Origin of the sequence: Rosistilla carotiformis, assembly GCF_007753095.1 — a bacterium.
Lineage (GTDB): Bacteria > Planctomycetota > Planctomycetia > Pirellulales > Pirellulaceae > Rosistilla > Rosistilla carotiformis.
The window spans coordinates 3434799-3451874 of sequence record NZ_CP036348.1 but is presented as its reverse complement, the minus strand read 5'-3'; the positions used below and the strand labels follow the sequence as shown (position 1 = coordinate 3451874).

The window sequence follows — 17076 nt, the reverse complement described above, 5'->3', positions numbered from 1 at the left end:
CGAACTCCCAACGCTGACGCGTCGATACCAAGTGGGTAGAATCTTCCTGAGACAAGCGGCGAACGCTATTTAAATGTAGGTCAAAAACGCTTCCCGAAGGAAACTGCCGACTTACGTGCGCCGCCAGCATGTAAAATAGTCACAAACCACCACGAACACAACATTTTTGCCCGCGGGTTATCGCTTGTCTGAGGCTACAAATTCCGCAGAAACCGCGCCACCGGCCTATTTGGTGGTTCGCGAGGGGAGTCGTTGGACCGACGTGTTCAGCCTAACCCCAGGTCGCCGGACCACCATTGGGAGGTCATCGGGCAGCCATATCGTGATCCGACACGAACGGTGCAGTCGTCAGCACGCCGAGCTATTTGCCGAACAGGGGGATTGGATCGTCCGCGACAACGCAAGTCGCAACGGAACCCGCATCGACGCCCAACCGGTGCACGGCGATCAGGTCCTGCAGCCCGGCCAAACGCTAGAAATTGCTGGCTGTCAGATGGTTTTCGTTCACGAAATCGCCGATGCGTTCGAGCACGAATCGCCCACCGCCGGAGGCAGTGCGAGCGAAGGCAGCGGTTTGCTGGAAGAACAGCAGACCGTCGAGGGGATCGATGCTGGCGAAATCACTCACCGGCAACGAAAATCCCCCTTTCTGGAGCAGCGGCTTCGTAAACCCAAGCCGAACCAAAACGCCGGCGCGGCGCAAAAATTATTTCAGTTCGCTTTTGACCTTTCGCGTTGCGAATCGATCGACGCCGCCGCTGAATCGGCGCTCGACACCCTAATCCAACACACCGGCGTCGCCACCGGCGCGGTCATGCGTTTAGCGGAATCGGCAAAACAAATCTCCGACAATCCCAACGACCTCGTGTTAATCGCCACGCGCCAACGGCTTCATCGCAGCTACCATCGCGTCCCCGATTTTGTCGCCCAAACGGTTTTGCGCGACGGTGAAGCGGTGCTCGCGCGTAACATCGCTGACGATGCGGCGCTGGCCAGTCCCGACAGCCGAGGCGAGATCAGCACGACCAGTACGCTGTGCGCTCCGATTCGTGTCGAGAACCGCTCGATCGGGTTGATCCATCTCTATTCGAGCGACGACGAACCGTCGTTAGAACCCGAACACTTAGAGTTCGCTTTGGCGGTCGCCGAGAATCTCGGACTTGCGTTTCAGAATCTGATGCGACAGGCCAAGCTGGCCACGCGGTTGGATCGCAGTCGGCAGAAGGTCGACGAACTGCGGCACCAACTGGGGCAAGAATCGAAGATCGTTGGCGACAGTCCCGAGATCCGAGCGATCGGTGAAGCAATCCGCCGTGCCGCCCCTACATCGGCCACGGTCTTGATCCGCGGAGAAAGCGGTGTCGGCAAAGAACTGGTCGCGCAATCATTGCACGACCAAAGCAACCGCAGCGAAGGACCGTTCCTGTGTCTCAACTGTGCCGCACTCTCGCCAGCGTTGCTGGAAAGTGAACTGTTTGGGCACGAAAAAGGGGCATTTACCGGGGCCACCGAACGTAAGTTGGGGAAGTTCGAAGCGGCAGATGGAGGAACTTTAATGCTCGATGAAATCGGGGAGATGAGTCCCGAAATCCAAGCAAAGTTCCTTCGCGTCCTAGAAGGTCATCCGTTTGAGCGCGTCGGCGGAAACCGTTCGATTCGCGCCGACGTTCGTGTCGTCTCCGCAACCAATCGCGACTTGGAAGCCGAGGTCCGCGCCGGCCGATTTCGGGCCGATCTCTACTTCCGATTGCACGTATTGGAAATCGTGATCCCGCCGCTGCGTCAGCGGGGCCGCGACATCCTGCGATTGGCAAACTACTTTTTGAAACGCTTTTGTCAGCAGATGGGGCGAAAAATCGAAGGCTTTACCGTCGCGGCGGAGAAACGTTTGATGAAGTATCCATGGCCGGGGAACATTCGCGAACTCAAGAACGTCATCGAACGAGCCGTCGTGTTGTCCAACAAGTCTTCCATCGATGCTGAGGATTTGGTGTTGTCGAATGTCCACAGCGCCGGCAATCCAACGATGGCCCCAGGCGATCCCCGCGCGTTCGAAGAATTATCGTTGTTGGATATCGAACGCAATCACATTTTGCAGACCTTACGCGCGACCGAAGGCAACAAAAGCAAAGCGGCTTCGATTTTGGGGATCGAACGATCGACCTTGGATCGAAAGCTGAAACGCTTCGAACTCACCCCGCGCGACTGGATCGATTGACCTCCGCCACCAGGAAACTCCGCTTCCGCCGGCTACTCCTGCGGCACGACTTCGCCCGTGTCGATCTGCAGCTCGCCGCTATCGATCTCGAATTCGACCGGAATGCGTTCGTCAGCCACCTGCAAATTGATCTCGGTTCCGTCCTCCAAAATCAGCGACTTCAGTTCAAGCCCTGCTGGCCCAGTCGCCACGATCACCTTGCCCGTTCCCGTCGTCCCTTCAACCCGATAAACGAGCCGCTGTTGGCCTCCTCCTTCAGCGAGCTCTCCCGTCGCCTGGAGATCGATTTCCGCAGATGTCACATCGCCCAAATTTTGTTGGACGATCCGGTTCCCTTTGATGGTTTCCACCGAATCGCCGTAGGCCATCCAGGAAACCCCAATCACCCCAAGACAACCACAGCAAACGATTCCAAGTCCGATCAAGACGACGGCGATGACAATCTTGACCGCGTTCTTCGACTTCGGCGGTTGAGCATTTGGGGAATCGTCCGTCGCAAAGCTAGACATCGTATCACGTTCCTTCGATGGGATTCTTATTTACAGCGTGTTCATCCAACGATGGCAGCGGAGCATTGCATCCACGCCGCGGCATCGCGAACGGCAGCCCGCGGTCGTCGGGCTCCGCAGATTATGGGACATCGGCTTGAAGCGATCAATGCGATGCCCCGCCCCTCCCCCGGAAGGCGTCAAAATCGAGGAATAACGATTGCGATGTCGCCTCAAGCCAAGCGGCAATGACAGAAATGTTTCTTTTCGCAAGCACCAGTGGTATGCTAGTCGCCGGTCATTTCCCCCCACCCGAATAGTTTAGAGTACCTGATGAAACGAATTTTTGCCCTAACGCTTGCCGTCGCGCTGCTGTCCCCCTCCGCTTTCGCTGAAGACATCGATCTCAAAGATACCTACCTGGATCCAGCAACTGCCCCGATCGATTACAAAATCCAAGGTGAATACGAAGGCACCGCAGGCCCCGACGCTGTGAAGTTTGGCGTGCAGGTGATTGCGCTGGGGGATGGCAAGTTCCACTTAGTTAGCTACGCCGACGGGCTCCCCAATGCGGAACGATCTCACAAAGACATCAAAGCCGAAATCGATGGCGAGATGGAAGGTGAAACCGCGGTGTTTACCAACGACCTATTTAAGATCGAGATCTCCAACGGTGAACTCAATGTGATCACGGTGGCCGATGGAATCCTGCGAGGCACACTTTACAAAGTCCAACGCGAAAGCGACACCTTGGGTGCCGAACCGCCTGCCGGCGCGGTCGTGCTGTTCGACGGTTCGTCGGCCGATGCCTTCGAAGGGGGCAAACGGATGGGCGATTTGTTGGCGGCGAATTGCTTCAGTAAAGAAAAATTTGGCGACCACACACTGCACTTGGAGTTTCGCACACCGTTCAAACCTAAGGCGCGGGGACAGGCTCGCGGCAACAGTGGCGTCTACATGCAAAGCCGTTATGAATTGCAAGTCCTCGATTCGTTTGGCTTGGCCGGCAAAAACAACGAATGCGGCGGGATCTACAGCATCGCCGAACCGAACGTCAACATGTGTTTCCCACCGCTGCAATGGCAGACCTACGACATCGACTTCACCGCTGCCCGCTACGACGATCAAGGCAACAAAACGAAGAACGCTCGGGCCACGATCCGACACAATGGTGTCGTGATTCACGACGACCTGGAACTTCCCCACGGAACTCCTGGTCGGCACCCCGAAGGACCTGAACCCGATGCACTTTACCTGCAAGGGCACGGCAACCCGGTCGTCTATCGCAACATCTGGGTCGTCAAGAAATAGTCCGCGGCGCACTCGTGATGTCCCATCACAACGCCGGGCCCCCACTCGCGGGCTCGGCGAACGGGAGTGATTGCCGACTAGAGAATGGTTCCCACGGGCAGCGGATTGCCGCGCACGAACGCATCCGCCGACATCTCCCGTTTTCCCGCCGGTACGAGACGCAAGATCTCGATGCACCCATCCCCAACGGCAACCAATAGGCGGCCGTCGATAGCGATCACTTGGCCCGGCTGTGCGTCGGCGGGACGTGGATGATCCGACGCCGCAATCTGGCGAATGACGAGTCGAAGCGGCTGCTTGGTCCCGGTTTCGACAAGCGTAAAGGCATCCGGCCAGGGCTGCATCGCGCGAACATGACAATCGATTTGTCGTACCGTTTGAGTCCAATCGATCTTTCCATCGGCCTTCGCCAAACGAGGCGCCTTGGAAACGAGCGACTTATCTTGTGGGGCACCGATCACGGATGCACGGTCCCAATTCCGTAAGATATCGATCGCAACGAGCGTTGGCTGCACGCCCAACTGACTGAGCCGATCTTCTAGTTCGCCCGCCGTTTCTGTTGCCTGGATCGGCGTGGTTGCCGACGCAATCACGGGGCCGCCATCCAATCGCGGCGTCATGTGGATCACCGAAACACCACTCTCCGCATCGCCATTCCAGACCGCCCATTGAACCGGCGCCGCGCCGCGGTAGGCGGGCAACAGCGAGCCGTGCAAATTGATGCCTCCCAAAGCGGCAGCTTCCAAGGCTTGGGAACTTAAGATCTGTCCGTAGTCGCAGACGACAAACAAGTCGGCCTGGAGCGATCGCAGTTTTGCGATCGCATCGTCCGCATTGATGGTCGGCGGGTCGAAGATCGGCAGGCCGTTATCGGTGGCCCACTGGCGAACCGGTCCCGGAGGTGCGGGCTTTCGACTCTTACTGATCACTTCGGGACGCGTCACGACCAAAGCGATCGAATCACCGGAGCGCCGAATCGCTTCGAACGCGGGAACTGCAAACGGGCCGGTTCCCATCAAAACCATCGTCAACGGACGATCAGGCATACCGCTGCTCCCACTCGTTGCGTCGCTGGATGATGGCTTCGTCCGATTCGACCGAACCGGTTTGTCGGCAGCTTTCGCGAACGATCTCAAATTCGGCCAACGCGCCTTCCAGATCGCGACGCGCCTCGTCGGTCATCCGGTCGATAAACATCACCCCGTCGAGATGGTCATTTTCGTGTTGAAGCACTCGCCCAAGGAAGTCGTCGACCGTGCGTTCGATCGGATTCCCCTTCAGGTCAAACGCACTCAGGCGAATTTCTTTGGGACGCATCACGTTGCCAAACACGCCGGGCAAACTCAAGCAGCCCTCTTCGGCTTGCCACGAGCCCTTGGGACGTTGAATCACGGGATTGATCAACACCAATTCCTCGCCATCCCCTCGCGTGCCGCTGGGGTTGACGACAAACATCCGCAGCGGGATGTCGACTTGGTTTGCAGCCAGCCCCACGCCGCGCGAAGCGTACATCAGGTCGAACATCTCCGCGACGACATCGCGTAACGCTTTGTCCACTTTGCGGATCGGTTTGCTCTTGTAACGCAGGGTAGGATGGGGATACGGAACGATTTCAAGTGGCATGGCATCGGGCGCGGGCGGAAAGTCAATTCGGGCGGAAAGGCTCCATTATAGGATCAGTCCTGTGGCGTCACAGGCGGCTTACTCCATTGCTCGAACCGACCGGTCGGATGCGGCCGAAACTGCCCATCGATACGTTCCAGCAGATAGGCGTCCAACGATTCTGCCACCGCAATCGGCGGTCCTTCCTCAGGCCCCAGCACATTCAGCGCCGTGGCCCAAGCGTCGGCTAGCATGCAGTTGGCAGCGACCACCGAGACCGACGCCATGCTGTGAACGACCGGCCGTCCGGTACGGGGATCGATCGTGTGGGAGTAGCGTTTCCCATCGATCTCGAAGAAGTTGCGGTAGTCGCCCGAGGTCGCGATCGCCTCATTTTCAACCGCCACCGGAAACAACAGCACGGTCGTCGCTTCATCAGGACGTTCGACACCAGCCCGCCAAGGGCGATCTTTTCCCTTGTCCCCCACCGCTCGAATCTCGCCGCCAATGTTCACAAACACATTGTCGCAGCCCAGGCCAACCAACAGATCGACGATGCGATCGACGCCATGCCCTTTGGCGATCGAAGAGAGGTCGACTTGCAATGCAGCCTTATCTTTGCGAAGCGCTGGTGGATCGGTCCGGACATGCAGCGACTGGTATCCCGTCGCCGAAGCAGCCTCGTCGATCGCAGCTTGGCTCGGCAGCGTCTTCTCGTGCCGCTGGGGCCCAAAGCTCCACAAATTCACCAACGGTCCGACGGTCACATCAAACGCCCCTCCCGTTTTTTCAGAAATTTGTAGCGCGGCGGCGACCACCATCGCCGTCTCTGGAGAAACCTCAAACCAATCGAGACTCTCGGACCGGTTAAAACGAGAGAGCTCCGACGTCGATAGGTAGGTCGACATCTGATCGTTGACCCGACGCAGTTCGCGATCGATCAACAATTCCCAATCGGATGCAAGATCCGATGGAGGGCTGGCAATTTTGACTTCGTACCGCGTTCCCATCGTCTTGCCCGCGACCTGCAAGATCTCCGCCGGTTTCGGTGACGCCGCGTCTTCCGCAACGGGCTTTTCACAGCCGACGATCAGCAGTGTCGCGGCGATCAACAGTCGCATTCGCAAAACGTTTCCAGTTCGATTCAAATTCAAATCCATGGTATTCGGTGCAATTCTGCGTTGCTTGCGGAGAGCGTCCGGCGCGGTCGAGCGTCCCAAGAATCGAGCCCGAGTGCGCGAGGTACGGCTACGCCTTTTTGACGAATTCAGACTTCAACTGCATCGCGCCGACACCATCGATTTTGCAATCGATGTCGTGGTCCCCTTCGACGATGCGGATGTTCTTCACCTTCGTGCCGACTTTAACAACAAGCGAGGTCCCTTTGACTTTCAGATCCTTGATGACGGTCACGGTGTCTCCCGACTGCAACGGATTGCCGTTGGCATCGCGCACTCCCGACTCTTGTTCGGTGTCCACCGACGCTTCGTTTGCCGCCCATTCGTGAGCGCAGGACGGACAGATCAAAAGGATCCCGTCTTCATAAGTGTATTCGGAATCGCATTGTGGGCAGTTGGGCAGGTCGCTCATCGGGGGGTCTCGTCGCGGGATCGTCATCGGTTCAACGCCGCGAACAGTTTACCGTTTCAGCCGCGATCGCAACACCGCGGCAGATCGCCGTCCCTGGCGGTGGGACCGCGTCGAGCGAAGGATTCACAAACGGGAACGCGTTTAGGTCGAAAGAATGACATCTTTGACGACGTGCCCTTTGACATCGGTCAGCCGCATATCACGGCCACCAAAACGGAAGGTCGAACGGGTGTGATCGACGCCTAATAGATGTAGCATCGTCGCGTGGAGGTCATGGATTTCAAGCCGATTCTCAATCGCTTTGTACCCGAATTCATCGGTGGCACCGAAAATCGAACCGGCACGAACGCCACCGCCAGCCATCCAGATCGTGAAGCCTTGCGGGTTGTGGTCCCGACCGTTCTTCCCTTGGGCGAACGGAGTGCGTCCAAATTCACCAGCCCAAACAACCAACGTTTCGTCCAACATGCCACGTTGTCGCAGATCCTTTAAGAGGGCCGCGATAGGCTGATCGACGGCGCGCGCGTTATTTTCATGCCCCTGTTTCAAGTTGTTGTGCTGATCCCAGCGATCGCCGCCTACCGCCGGGCAGGTCAGTTCAATGAAGCGCACGCCACGTTCAACAAGCCGTCGGGCAAGAAGGCACTGCGCCGCGTAGGTCTTGGTGGGTCCGTAATCGGAATCCATACCATACATCGTCTGTACCGAAGCCGACTCATCGCTCAACGACATCAATTCCGGAACCGCCATCTGCATCTGATAGGCAAGTTCGTAGTTCTGGATTGCTGATTCCAAGCTGTCGTGATGACCAAATTGTTCGACGGCCATGTCGTCCAATCCGCGCACCAGCGCCAGCTTTCGCATCTGCGTTTCGGCGGAACTTTCGGTGCGTTGGATGTTCGCAACGGCCGAACCCGAAGGTTTGAAAACCGAACCTTGGTAGCTGGCCGGCAGAAATCCGCTGCCAAAACAATCGAGTCCTCCCGGAGGAATCAACCCTCCGTTGATCACAACGAACCCGGGTAGGTTTTGGCATTCGCTGCCCAAGCCATAGTTCACCCAAGCCCCCATGCTTGGTCGCCCTTGCAAACCGCTGCCGGTGTGCAGAAAGTAATTCGCAAACGTGTGTTCGGGAAACTCCGAAACCATCGACCGAATCACGGACAGCTCATCGGCGCAGGTCGCCACATGAGGAAACAATTCGCTGACCGGAATCCCAGTTTCCCCGTGCTGTGAAAATTTCCACGGACTCCCCAAGACCTTGCCCGTGTTGTTGAATTGAGTCGGTTCCACGTCAAAAAACTCGCCCGGATCCCGACCGTTGAACTTGGTCAACAGCGGCTTGGGGTCAAACGTGTCGACTTGCGACGGCCCGCCGTCCATGTACAAGAAGATCACGTTTTTGGCGCGCGGCCGGTGGTGCAATCCATGCAGAGGTTTGCCCAGCGACGCGGTTGCTGGGGCGTCGCTGGCAAACGATCGATCGGCCGACAAGGCTGCGAGCGCAACGGCACCAAAACCGTTGGCGCTACGCAAAAGCATCTCTCGGCGGGACGTCGCCTGCGGCTGCTGCCGCTGGCACGGATATTGGTATGGAGAGTTCATTTGAGGAAGATAAACTCCTTGGTGTTGATCAATGCATGCGCCAGATCCGCCCAAAGGACGAGATCATCTTGCGAACCGGTGGCCGCTTCCGTCTTGAGAAACTGCATCGCCAAATCCAACTCACGCGGCGTCGGCTGCCTTGCAAATGCCATTTGATACATCCAAACCACGCGTTGACGATCAAGATTCGGATCCGCGGCATCCGGAAAAGTTTTCACCGTTCGCTGCGCCCACAGCTCGGCCTGCTGAACAACCATTGGATCATTCATCAAAATCAACGCCTGGGCTGGGACGTTGGAAACGTTGCGACGTCCCATCGCACTAAACGGTACCGGAGTATCGAACGTAAGCATGAACGGCGACAAGAAGTTTCGTCGAACGGAAATGTAAATCGAACGTCGCCCCTCGCCATCCAATGGTCCGCTGACTCCCGGTCGTCCACGACCATCCATAAATCCCGTCAAATGGATCGGAATCGGTTCGCCAAACATCTGTTCATTCAGCCTCCCCGAAACGGACAACAACGCGTCGCGAATGGCTTCCCCTTCCAACCGCTTCGGCCAACGATGATGCCACAGCAAATTTTTGGGATCGGCAGCGACAGCCGTCGGGTCGGCGTTGCTGGACATTTGATAGGTCCTCGACAAAACGACATACCGGATCAATCGCTTGAGGCTCTGACCATCGGAGCGGAACCGCGTCGCTAAATAATCGAGCAGTTCGGGGTGTGTCGGGCGCTGCCCCAAAACGCCGAAGTCGTCGGTCGTGGGAACGATCCCACGCCCCATCAAATGGTGCCAGACACGATTCACGATCACGCGGGAGGTTAACGGATTGTTGGGATCGTTAATGGTTTGCGCCAGCTCCAGCCGGCCGCTTCCGCGCGCGATCGCCATCGGTTGATCGCCCACAATCGCAGTCAAGAAATGCCGTGGCTCAAGCTTCCCCGGCTTGCTAGCGTTACCGCGAATCAAGACGTGGTCGTCTTCACCGATCCCGTCCAGCATCGCCATCGCAGCGCGCGAATCGTATTGGATTTGTTGCTTTAACGATTTCCGTTCCGCAGCCCATTGTTCCACCAAAGCTTTTAGCGACCGTGAACGAGGCGTTGCTTCGGCCAATACTTTGTCGACTTGTTCCTGCCGCGTTCCCGCGACTTTAACTTGCCATGCCTCGCGTGCTTCCACCGCTTTCAATTGTTCGGGCGTTGGATTTTCCAAGACCAAAGAAACAGCCAGCGTCTGTTTCTTTGCAGGTACGAATTCCAAGTGGATTCGGTGACCGACATAGCGTTTTAGGTTCAACCGAACCCAAGGTGTCTTGGCGTCGATCTTGCGTATCGTTTCGCCGTGCAATGGGCCAGCGATCAAACGATGCGAATCGACACAAGCAACGACATGTCCATTGCCCTGAACGCGACAAACGATCTCTCCGTGCTGAACTTCAAAACTTGGAGTACGCAACGTCCGACCGACATGCGGAATCTTATCCAATGCATTGCGGTGATGGATCCCCTTTTCATGGATCGATTTTAGGCCGTTCCAAAAGGAATCGTTGACGGCGGCTGTCGTTTCCGCCACGCGTAAAGCGACTTGGCCTTCGGTCTCGGAAAGTTGAAGCTCCCCTACCACCCGCGGTTGGCTACCGAAGATGAAACCGTTTTGAAGGAAGTGGTCCGCAGCAAGATGGGCATAGTCCACCAGACTGGTATCCGCCAATTCAACCGACTCAACGGGGGGCGAAGCCGGAGCCGGCTGCGCGCCAATCAATCCTTCAATTTTCGCTCGAAACGCCGCGTCGAGATCGGCCAAGCGTTTGGCAACCTGCTGATTGTGGTGGAGCGATTCAAAGCGAACTTCGCGGAAATCACTTCCTTGTAGAAAGCCACACAGTGCGTAGTAGTCGGCCGTTGAGATGGCATCAAACTTGTGGTCGTGGCAACGCGCACACGAAACCGTCACTCCTAAAAAAGCCTTCGACATCACGTCGATCATGTTGTCGAATCGATCCGCTTCGTCCTTACGGATGTCGACAGGCGAATGCACCCATTCCCCGAGAAACCAAAATCCAGTTCCCAAGATCGACTCGTTATATTGCTCCTCGGGATGCAAGCGAGGTGATTCCAACAGGTCGCCGGCGATGTGCTCGCGAACCCATTGATCGTACGGGATGTCGGCATTCAACGCGCGGATCACGTAGTCGCGATACTGATAGGCATCGCGCGCGTCGTTATCAAATTCGTGGCCGCGCGATTCGGCATAGCGCACCAGATCCAACCAGTGCCGGCCCCAACGCTCTCCAAAACGCGGAGACTCCAACAGTTGGTCCACAAGACGCGACGTCGCTTGCTCGCTAGTGTCGTCGAGAAAGGCCTGCAATTGATCGGCGCTGGGTGGCAATCCGATCAGATCAAAGTACAGACGGCGTGCCACCGCACTGCGATCGGCATCCGGCGCCGGCCGTAGCTCTGCGGCTTCGAGGCGTTTCAAGATGAAGCGGTCGATGTCGCTGCGCGGCCATTGCGTGTCGGCAGTTGGTGGCGGTGTGGGCGAGGTGATTGGCTGCCAGACCCAATGTTCTGCCGCACGCTGGCGGAGGTCGAAAGCCTCACGCTGCTGATCCGATTGCGGTGGTGGTTCGTCCGGCCATGGAGCGCCCATCGCGACCCAATCCTCGATCGCTTGGATCTCCGCGTCGGGAAGTTTTCCCTTGGGGGGCATCTCATACGATTCGTAGCGGACCGCTTCGACCAACAGACTGCCGTCGGCATCCCCAGGTTGCAACGACGTTCCCGAATCGCCTCCCTGAATCAACGCAGCGCGGCTGTCGACTCGCAGTCCCGCCTGCAACTTGGAAGCTTCGACGCTGTGGCAAGAATAACAGTGTTCGACGAGAACGGGGCGAACCCGTTTTTCGAAGAACTCCAACGGATCCGCATTCCCCAGCTCCGCACCCCAGCTGGTCGTGCTGGCGACAGAAATCAACAGAGCCGCAACAATTCGACGGCACTGTGCATGTGAGGGTGATTTATTCACGGCAACGGCGGGGCAAAGGAGGGTACGCTGGGAGAGTAAACTCTCCGCAGACAATGGCTACGGGGAGCAGGATCTCACTATTGTACCGCCAGCGGTTGCTCAATGACACAACCACCTGTTTTTCGCCACCCGTTGGGCCAACGACGCTATACCGATTTACCGCCGGTTGCCGTCGCTTCGGAACCGGGTTGCTTTGCAGCAACCTTGCCCTTCCCACCGGCTGCGGCGCTATCCGCAGGATCCTCGTAGTAGTTTCCGTATTCGTATTGGTCACCGGTTCCGTAGCTGTTGCCGTAGGAATACCCGTATCCGGAACGATAGTAGTCACCGCCGTAATAATTCGTTCGCGAACGATAGTATTTCGAACCGTAACCGTAGGCCTCACGACTGCCGACCCCGTTGACGACGACTCCCAAAACATTGGCACCCAACGTCTCAAGCATCCGCGATGCGCGAACCGCCATCGGGCGGATGACTTTGCGAATTCGAATCACCAGAATCACACCATCAACACGTCCGGCAATGTTGCTCGGATCGGTAACGGCCAACAACGGTGGCGAGTCAATCAAAATCAGATCAAACTTTTCTTTCAACAGCGTCAGCATGCGATCGAACTTTGGCGACGACAGCAGTTCGGCGGGGTTCGCGGGACGTTCACCGCATGGCATCACGCAGAGGTTCGGAATCTCCGTTTCTTGAACGGCTTCACCAATCATTTCCGCACCCGATTGGCGTGGATCGTCGGGCATGTTCTGCACCAACCAAGCGACACCACGCTTCGATTCCAGTTTGAACAACTGATGCACGCGAGGGCGACGGAAGTCGCAATCGATCAACAAAACATTCTTCCCCGCTTGTGCCGTGGTGACCGCGAGATTGGCCGTGATCGTCGACTTTCCGTCCGACGGAACCGCACTGGTTACCTGGATCACTTTATTGACACCGTCACGCTTCTGGCTGCTGAAGTAGAGCGCGGTTCGGATCGCACGATAGGCTTCGCAAAATGTGCTGCGAGGTTGGAAGTAGGTACATAGTGACGGGTCGAGCTGCGACTTCATCGCCTTGACCTTTTCCATGTCGGGACGAACTGCGGGAATGTGTCCAATAACTGGCATCCGCAGGTGTTCGGCAATTTCGTCGGGGCTGTGGTACGACTTGTCGGACCATTCCAACAGGTATCCAATCCCAGCAGCACCCAGCAAACCAAGAAAGCAACCCATCGAAAGATTTCGCGACATCGACGGGGCAATCTGCCAACCTTGTTTCGGCGAATTCAATTCGGAAACGCGACGTCCATCGATATCGGTGATGATGTTCAATTCGTCGAATCGCGCGACAATGCGTTCGTAGAGTTCACGCTGGCGGCTGATATCGCGTTCGAAACCAGCGGCTCGAACTTCTGCACCTTCCTCGATTCGAGCTTGTTCGCGCTCGTTGTTGTACGCATCACTGATCACCGCGAGTTGCTGGTCCAGCGATTTGAGGCCTTGGTCCAAGGCCACCAACCGGATATTGATCTGACGCTGCATCGTCAACATCGGATCTTCTGGACCGGTTTCCCCCGCAGCACGCAATTCGGCAGCTTTGTCGACTTCGGCTTGCAGCTGGTCGAGTTCCTTCTGCATTTCCAATTCGAGCCGCTTTTCGCTAGCTTCGACTTCGGCGATCAGTTGTTCAATTCCCGCGATTTTGATCCGCAACGAAGCGACCGCCGGATGCGAAGGGGCGAAGGCGCTCAACAGTTCCTGTTCCTTCAATTGCAACGGGAACAATTGATCTTGCCGCATCATTTCCGACCGCTTTTGCCCCCGTGGGGAAAGCTTGCTCGTCAACTTGGTGGCGATTGGGTCGTTGGCGTCGCCTTCGTCGGCCGCTAGGGTCTCGTCTTTGGGAAGCAAGGATTCACCCAACGCCTGCTTTAGCATCGCCAAAATCGCAGCCGGATCCTGCTTGGCTTCCAAAGCTTGGCTGATCGCTTGATGCTGGCCAAACATGGTCGTCCGTTCCATGCTCAGCTTCTGTTTCTCAGCCAGCAATTGGTCGGCATTCTCTCGGTGAACACTCGTCCGCGTTCCCCCTCGATTCACCAACAGCGTGGTTTGCTTGAACTTGTCGTATTCGCGCTCAAGTTCCTGCAACCGCTGCAGCACATCTCCGCGTGCTTCGTCGATAAATGACAACGTCTCTTCACCCACGTTGCGATGCAAGCTCTGCAGGTATTTTGAATAGGCATCGACCACTGACTGGACGATTCGTCGGGACTCGTTGGGATCGTTGCACGAGAACGCAACGGTGATCACGTTGCCCCCCAGGTTTCCGTTGACCGGCGACAGGTTCAAGGAACCGCTGCTAGAAAGTATCGACGCGATCTGTTCATTGGACATCCCCGAGAACGTTTTCGTCTTCGAGAGATCCCCCATCTGTGCGGCGTCACGAAGCACCAATTCGCTTCGGATCACGCGGATTTCATCGGCCAGCGGGTTACTAGCGGCCTGATACTCGAACCCTTCAATTGGCATGTTTTTTGCCGCATTGGGGGCGATGATCTGCACTTCCGCCGACGACTGGTAGACCGGAGGTTGCTTTGTGTACCAAAGATATCCGATGCCCACACCTAACAATGCACCAAACAATAATAGCCACTTACGGCGCCAGAGCATGCCGACGTAGTCAAACGACGGCATCTCTTGGTGCATGTTCATTGTTGGATCCATTTGATTCATAATCGCAGCCGTTTAGCGTGATTGTGCGGGCAGGGTCGGTTCGACCGAAAGATAAGTGCGGTTGCCGTCCAGGCGTTCGTTGCAGCCATCTTATACGGATGGTGTACATTCGCCCAAGCACTTGAGGAAAAAATTGGTGTCAGAAAAAGATTTGCATCGAGTATTGCGTTGGCCACGCTAACTTTAGCGATTATGCAGCTCGTGCCAATCGTTCAATGGGGTCCAGCGGACAGCTAGTGGATGGGTACGACCCGCCACACGATTGTGTTTATCGGGGCTCTCTCCCCACAGGCAGTCAATGCGGTGCACCACCACCCGCCGGATGGACCAGCGATTTTGTGACCATTGCAGGGCGGCGACCGTTGATTCTCACCGAGCGAAGGAAGCACCGCGCGACGTGATCCCAATCGTTGGTACGGAAATGTCGATTTGCCAACGGGGTATCGCAACGGGCGTTGCTGAATTGGTCTGACGGCTTAGAATCTACCCTCAACGCCCGCTGGGCCAGCGATTGGATTTGCAGGTCTGCCAGCGAGGATTTTCCCCTTTCCCCATCCATCTACTACCGAACCGATCAGGCAACCTTTCAATGACACAAGAAATCAAACGCGTCGCCATCTTGTTTGCTGGCGGTCCTGCCCCCGCTGCTAATTCCGTGATCGCAACCGCTGCCTCGTCGTTTATGAAGGAAGGTATCGAAGTTTATGGGATCAAGCACGGCTACAGCAGCCTGGCCGAATACACCGCAGCGGGCCCGATGCGTGAAGGTGTCGATTACATCAAATTCACCAATGAGATGTTGGCTCATGCGCGGACCAGTCGTGGGATCATGATCGGAACCGCTCGGACCAACCCAGGCAAGCACGTCTCCAGCCCCGAGCATCTCGATGACGCCGAGCTATCGGCTCCGCTCCGTCGCGTTTACGAAGGCCTTGTTTCCATGGGCGTCGATGCGTTGATCTCGATCGGCGGCGACGACACCTTGAAGACCGCCAATAAGATGAAGATGTTCCAAGATCGGTTGCCAGCCGACGCCAAGAAATTCCCCGTGGTTCATCTGCCCAAGACGATCGACAACGATTACATGGGAATCGACTTCACGTTTGGTTATTTCACCGCCGTCGAAACCTTGGCCGAAGAGATCCGCAACCTGAACTACGACGCCTCCGCCGGCCGCGCCTACTTTATCTGCGAAGCGATGGGCCGCAGTGCGGGCTGGTTGGCTTATGGTGCCGCGATCGCGGGCGAAGCGAGCATGGTTCTCAGTGTCGAAGACATCGCTGGCAGTTTGCGTGGCGAGGAAGTCGTCAACGCGGAGACGGGTGAAACGCGTCCGGTGATGGAAATCGACCGCGTGATCGACCGGATGGTCGACATGATGTTGGCACGCGAACGCCAGGGGCGTGAATACGGCGTGATCGTAATTGCCGAAGGACTTGCCGAATTTTTGCCCAGCAAACAGCTCGAAGGCATCGATCGCGACGAACACGGCCACATCGCAATTGCCCAAATCAACCTCGGCGCGATGATCTCAGGCCTGTTGGCACGCCGTTACCAAGAACGGACCGGCAAGTCACGCAAAGTCAACGGCCTTCAATTGGGTTACGAATGCCGTTGCGCTCCGCCGCACGCGTTTGATGTAATGCTCGGATCGCAGTTGGGTGTGGGTGCCTACCGCGCGTTGCACGAAGAAAAGCTCAATGGCGTGATGGTTTCGGTCTCGGGACAATTGGACCTTCATTTCGTACCGTTCGAAAAATTGGTCGATCCCGAAACATTGGTTACCAAGGTCCGATTCATCGAACGCGACAGCGACTTCTACAAACTGGCTCGCTTCCTGGAAACGTGCGTCGAAGACTGATCCGCCGATAAACGCAGATCGCTTCGAGGCACAACGCGGCCCCAGCGGCGACGGTTTCGTCCACGCCGCGAACGCTTTCCATGAGAACTTCGTGGAGGCTACGGGGTGAGGACTGGCGAGCGTCGTCAGACCGCGTGCGTGACCAAAGTGCGTTGCTTTCGAAACGCCCATAATTCAGTAACTGCCAAGGGTCTGTGGGCCCTTGGCGTTCTCACCGTCGCGGGAGCCCCAGTATCTCCATCCCGTTGACGTCCTGACGGCTGCCGACTATCCTAAATCGCAGATGAACGATAAAGGAAATTGATGGTTAAGCGAGCAAGTTCCAACAAGCCGTGTGATTCGACGCCGGTGCCACTGGCGCCCGACGCGTCGGCGACTGACTTTGCCAAACTGGCTTGGGCGATTGCCCATCCAGCGCGGGTCCAAATCGTCCGCCTATTGATAGGACGGAAGGCCTGCGTTTGCGGTGATATTGTCGCGCAATTGCCACTGGCACAATCCACCGTATCTCAACACTTGAAGATCTTGAAGGAATCGGGTTTGATCGAAGGGGAAGTCGATGGGCCCAAGGTCTGCTATTGTATTAACCACGAACGACTGGCGCGACTGAAAACATTGATCGCCGAATTGTAGCCGATCTTTT

The 17076-nt window shown here is 56.8% G+C and carries 12 protein-coding genes; 4 read left to right on the top strand and 8 right to left on the bottom strand.

Annotation, left to right across the window (positions count from 1 at the left end; genetic code table 11):
- The first annotated feature begins 232 nt into the window (after positions 1-232).
- Positions 233-2218, top strand: a complete 1986-nt coding sequence (locus tag Poly24_RS12505; protein WP_231753636.1) for a sigma 54-interacting transcriptional regulator — start codon at positions 233-235, stop codon at positions 2216-2218.
- A gap of 32 nt (positions 2219-2250) precedes the next feature.
- Here Poly24_RS12505 and Poly24_RS12500 read toward each other — a convergent pair whose 3' ends face one another.
- Entirely contained in the window at positions 2251-2727 is a 477-nt protein-coding gene (locus tag Poly24_RS12500; protein ID WP_145095452.1) for a hypothetical protein, read from the bottom strand.
- Positions 2728-3039: 312 nt separating this feature from the next.
- Between Poly24_RS12500 and Poly24_RS12495 the strand changes: the two genes are divergently transcribed.
- A complete protein-coding gene (locus Poly24_RS12495; protein WP_145095449.1) occupies positions 3040-4017 on the top strand; it encodes a 3-keto-disaccharide hydrolase in 978 nt (325 codons plus the stop codon).
- A gap of 77 nt (positions 4018-4094) precedes the next feature.
- Here Poly24_RS12495 and fmt read toward each other — a convergent pair whose 3' ends face one another.
- The 7 genes from fmt to Poly24_RS12460 form a co-directional block, all read right to left on the bottom strand.
- Entirely contained in the window at positions 4095-5063 is a 969-nt protein-coding gene (fmt, locus tag Poly24_RS12490) for a methionyl-tRNA formyltransferase (protein ID WP_145095446.1), read from the bottom strand.
- The gene (def, locus tag Poly24_RS12485) at positions 5056-5640 is read right to left on the bottom strand and encodes a peptide deformylase (RefSeq protein WP_145095443.1); all 585 of its coding nucleotides are present in this window, start codon (positions 5638-5640) and stop codon (positions 5056-5058) included. The genes fmt and def overlap by 8 nt, the downstream gene beginning before the upstream one ends.
- A gap of 53 nt (positions 5641-5693) precedes the next feature.
- Entirely contained in the window at positions 5694-6767 is a 1074-nt protein-coding gene (locus Poly24_RS12480; protein ID WP_231753604.1) for an FAD:protein FMN transferase, read from the bottom strand.
- A 100-nt stretch (positions 6768-6867) separates the two neighbouring features.
- Entirely contained in the window at positions 6868-7209 is a 342-nt protein-coding gene (locus tag Poly24_RS12475; protein ID WP_145095439.1) for a zinc ribbon domain-containing protein YjdM, read from the bottom strand.
- Between the two features lie 141 nt (positions 7210-7350).
- On the bottom strand, positions 7351-8751 hold the full coding sequence (locus Poly24_RS12470; RefSeq protein ID WP_145102854.1) for a DUF1501 domain-containing protein: 1401 nt from the start codon (positions 8749-8751) through the stop codon (positions 7351-7353).
- A gap of 59 nt (positions 8752-8810) precedes the next feature.
- The gene (locus Poly24_RS12465; protein WP_231753603.1) at positions 8811-11849 is read right to left on the bottom strand and encodes a PSD1 and planctomycete cytochrome C domain-containing protein; all 3039 of its coding nucleotides are present in this window, start codon (positions 11847-11849) and stop codon (positions 8811-8813) included.
- Positions 11850-11995: 146 nt separating this feature from the next.
- Entirely contained in the window at positions 11996-14551 is a 2556-nt protein-coding gene (locus Poly24_RS12460) for a polysaccharide biosynthesis tyrosine autokinase (RefSeq protein ID WP_197452531.1), read from the bottom strand.
- A 610-nt stretch (positions 14552-15161) separates the two neighbouring features.
- On the opposite strand from Poly24_RS12460, the gene Poly24_RS12450 reads away from it, so the two are divergent.
- Complete coding sequence (locus Poly24_RS12450) at positions 15162-16433, top strand: 6-phosphofructokinase (RefSeq protein WP_145095432.1); 1272 nt, start codon at positions 15162-15164, stop codon at positions 16431-16433.
- A 303-nt stretch (positions 16434-16736) separates the two neighbouring features.
- Entirely contained in the window at positions 16737-17066 is a 330-nt protein-coding gene (locus Poly24_RS12445) for an ArsR/SmtB family transcription factor (protein ID WP_145095429.1), read from the top strand.
- Positions 17067-17076: the final 10 nt, after the last annotated feature.

Coding starts and splice junctions, on each gene's coding strand:
- Poly24_RS12450 (WP_145095432.1), top strand. CDS start 15,162: ATGACACAAGAAATCAAACGCGTCGCCATCTTGTTTGCTGGCGGTCCT.
- def (WP_145095443.1), bottom strand. CDS start 5,640: ATGCCACTTGAAATCGTTCCGTATCCCCATCCTACCCTGCGTTACAAG.
- Poly24_RS12445 (WP_145095429.1), top strand. CDS start 16,737: ATGGTTAAGCGAGCAAGTTCCAACAAGCCGTGTGATTCGACGCCGGTG.
- Poly24_RS12470 (WP_145102854.1), bottom strand. CDS start 8,751: ATGCTTTTGCGTAGCGCCAACGGTTTTGGTGCCGTTGCGCTCGCAGCC.
- fmt (WP_145095446.1), bottom strand. CDS start 5,063: ATGCCTGATCGTCCGTTGACGATGGTTTTGATGGGAACCGGCCCGTTT.
- Poly24_RS12475 (WP_145095439.1), bottom strand. CDS start 7,209: ATGAGCGACCTGCCCAACTGCCCACAATGCGATTCCGAATACACTTAT.
- Poly24_RS12500 (WP_145095452.1), bottom strand. CDS start 2,727: ATGTCTAGCTTTGCGACGGACGATTCCCCAAATGCTCAACCGCCGAAG.
- Poly24_RS12460 (WP_197452531.1), bottom strand. CDS start 14,551: ATGAACATGCACCAAGAGATGCCGTCGTTTGACTACGTCGGCATGCTC.
- Poly24_RS12495 (WP_145095449.1), top strand. CDS start 3,040: ATGAAACGAATTTTTGCCCTAACGCTTGCCGTCGCGCTGCTGTCCCCC.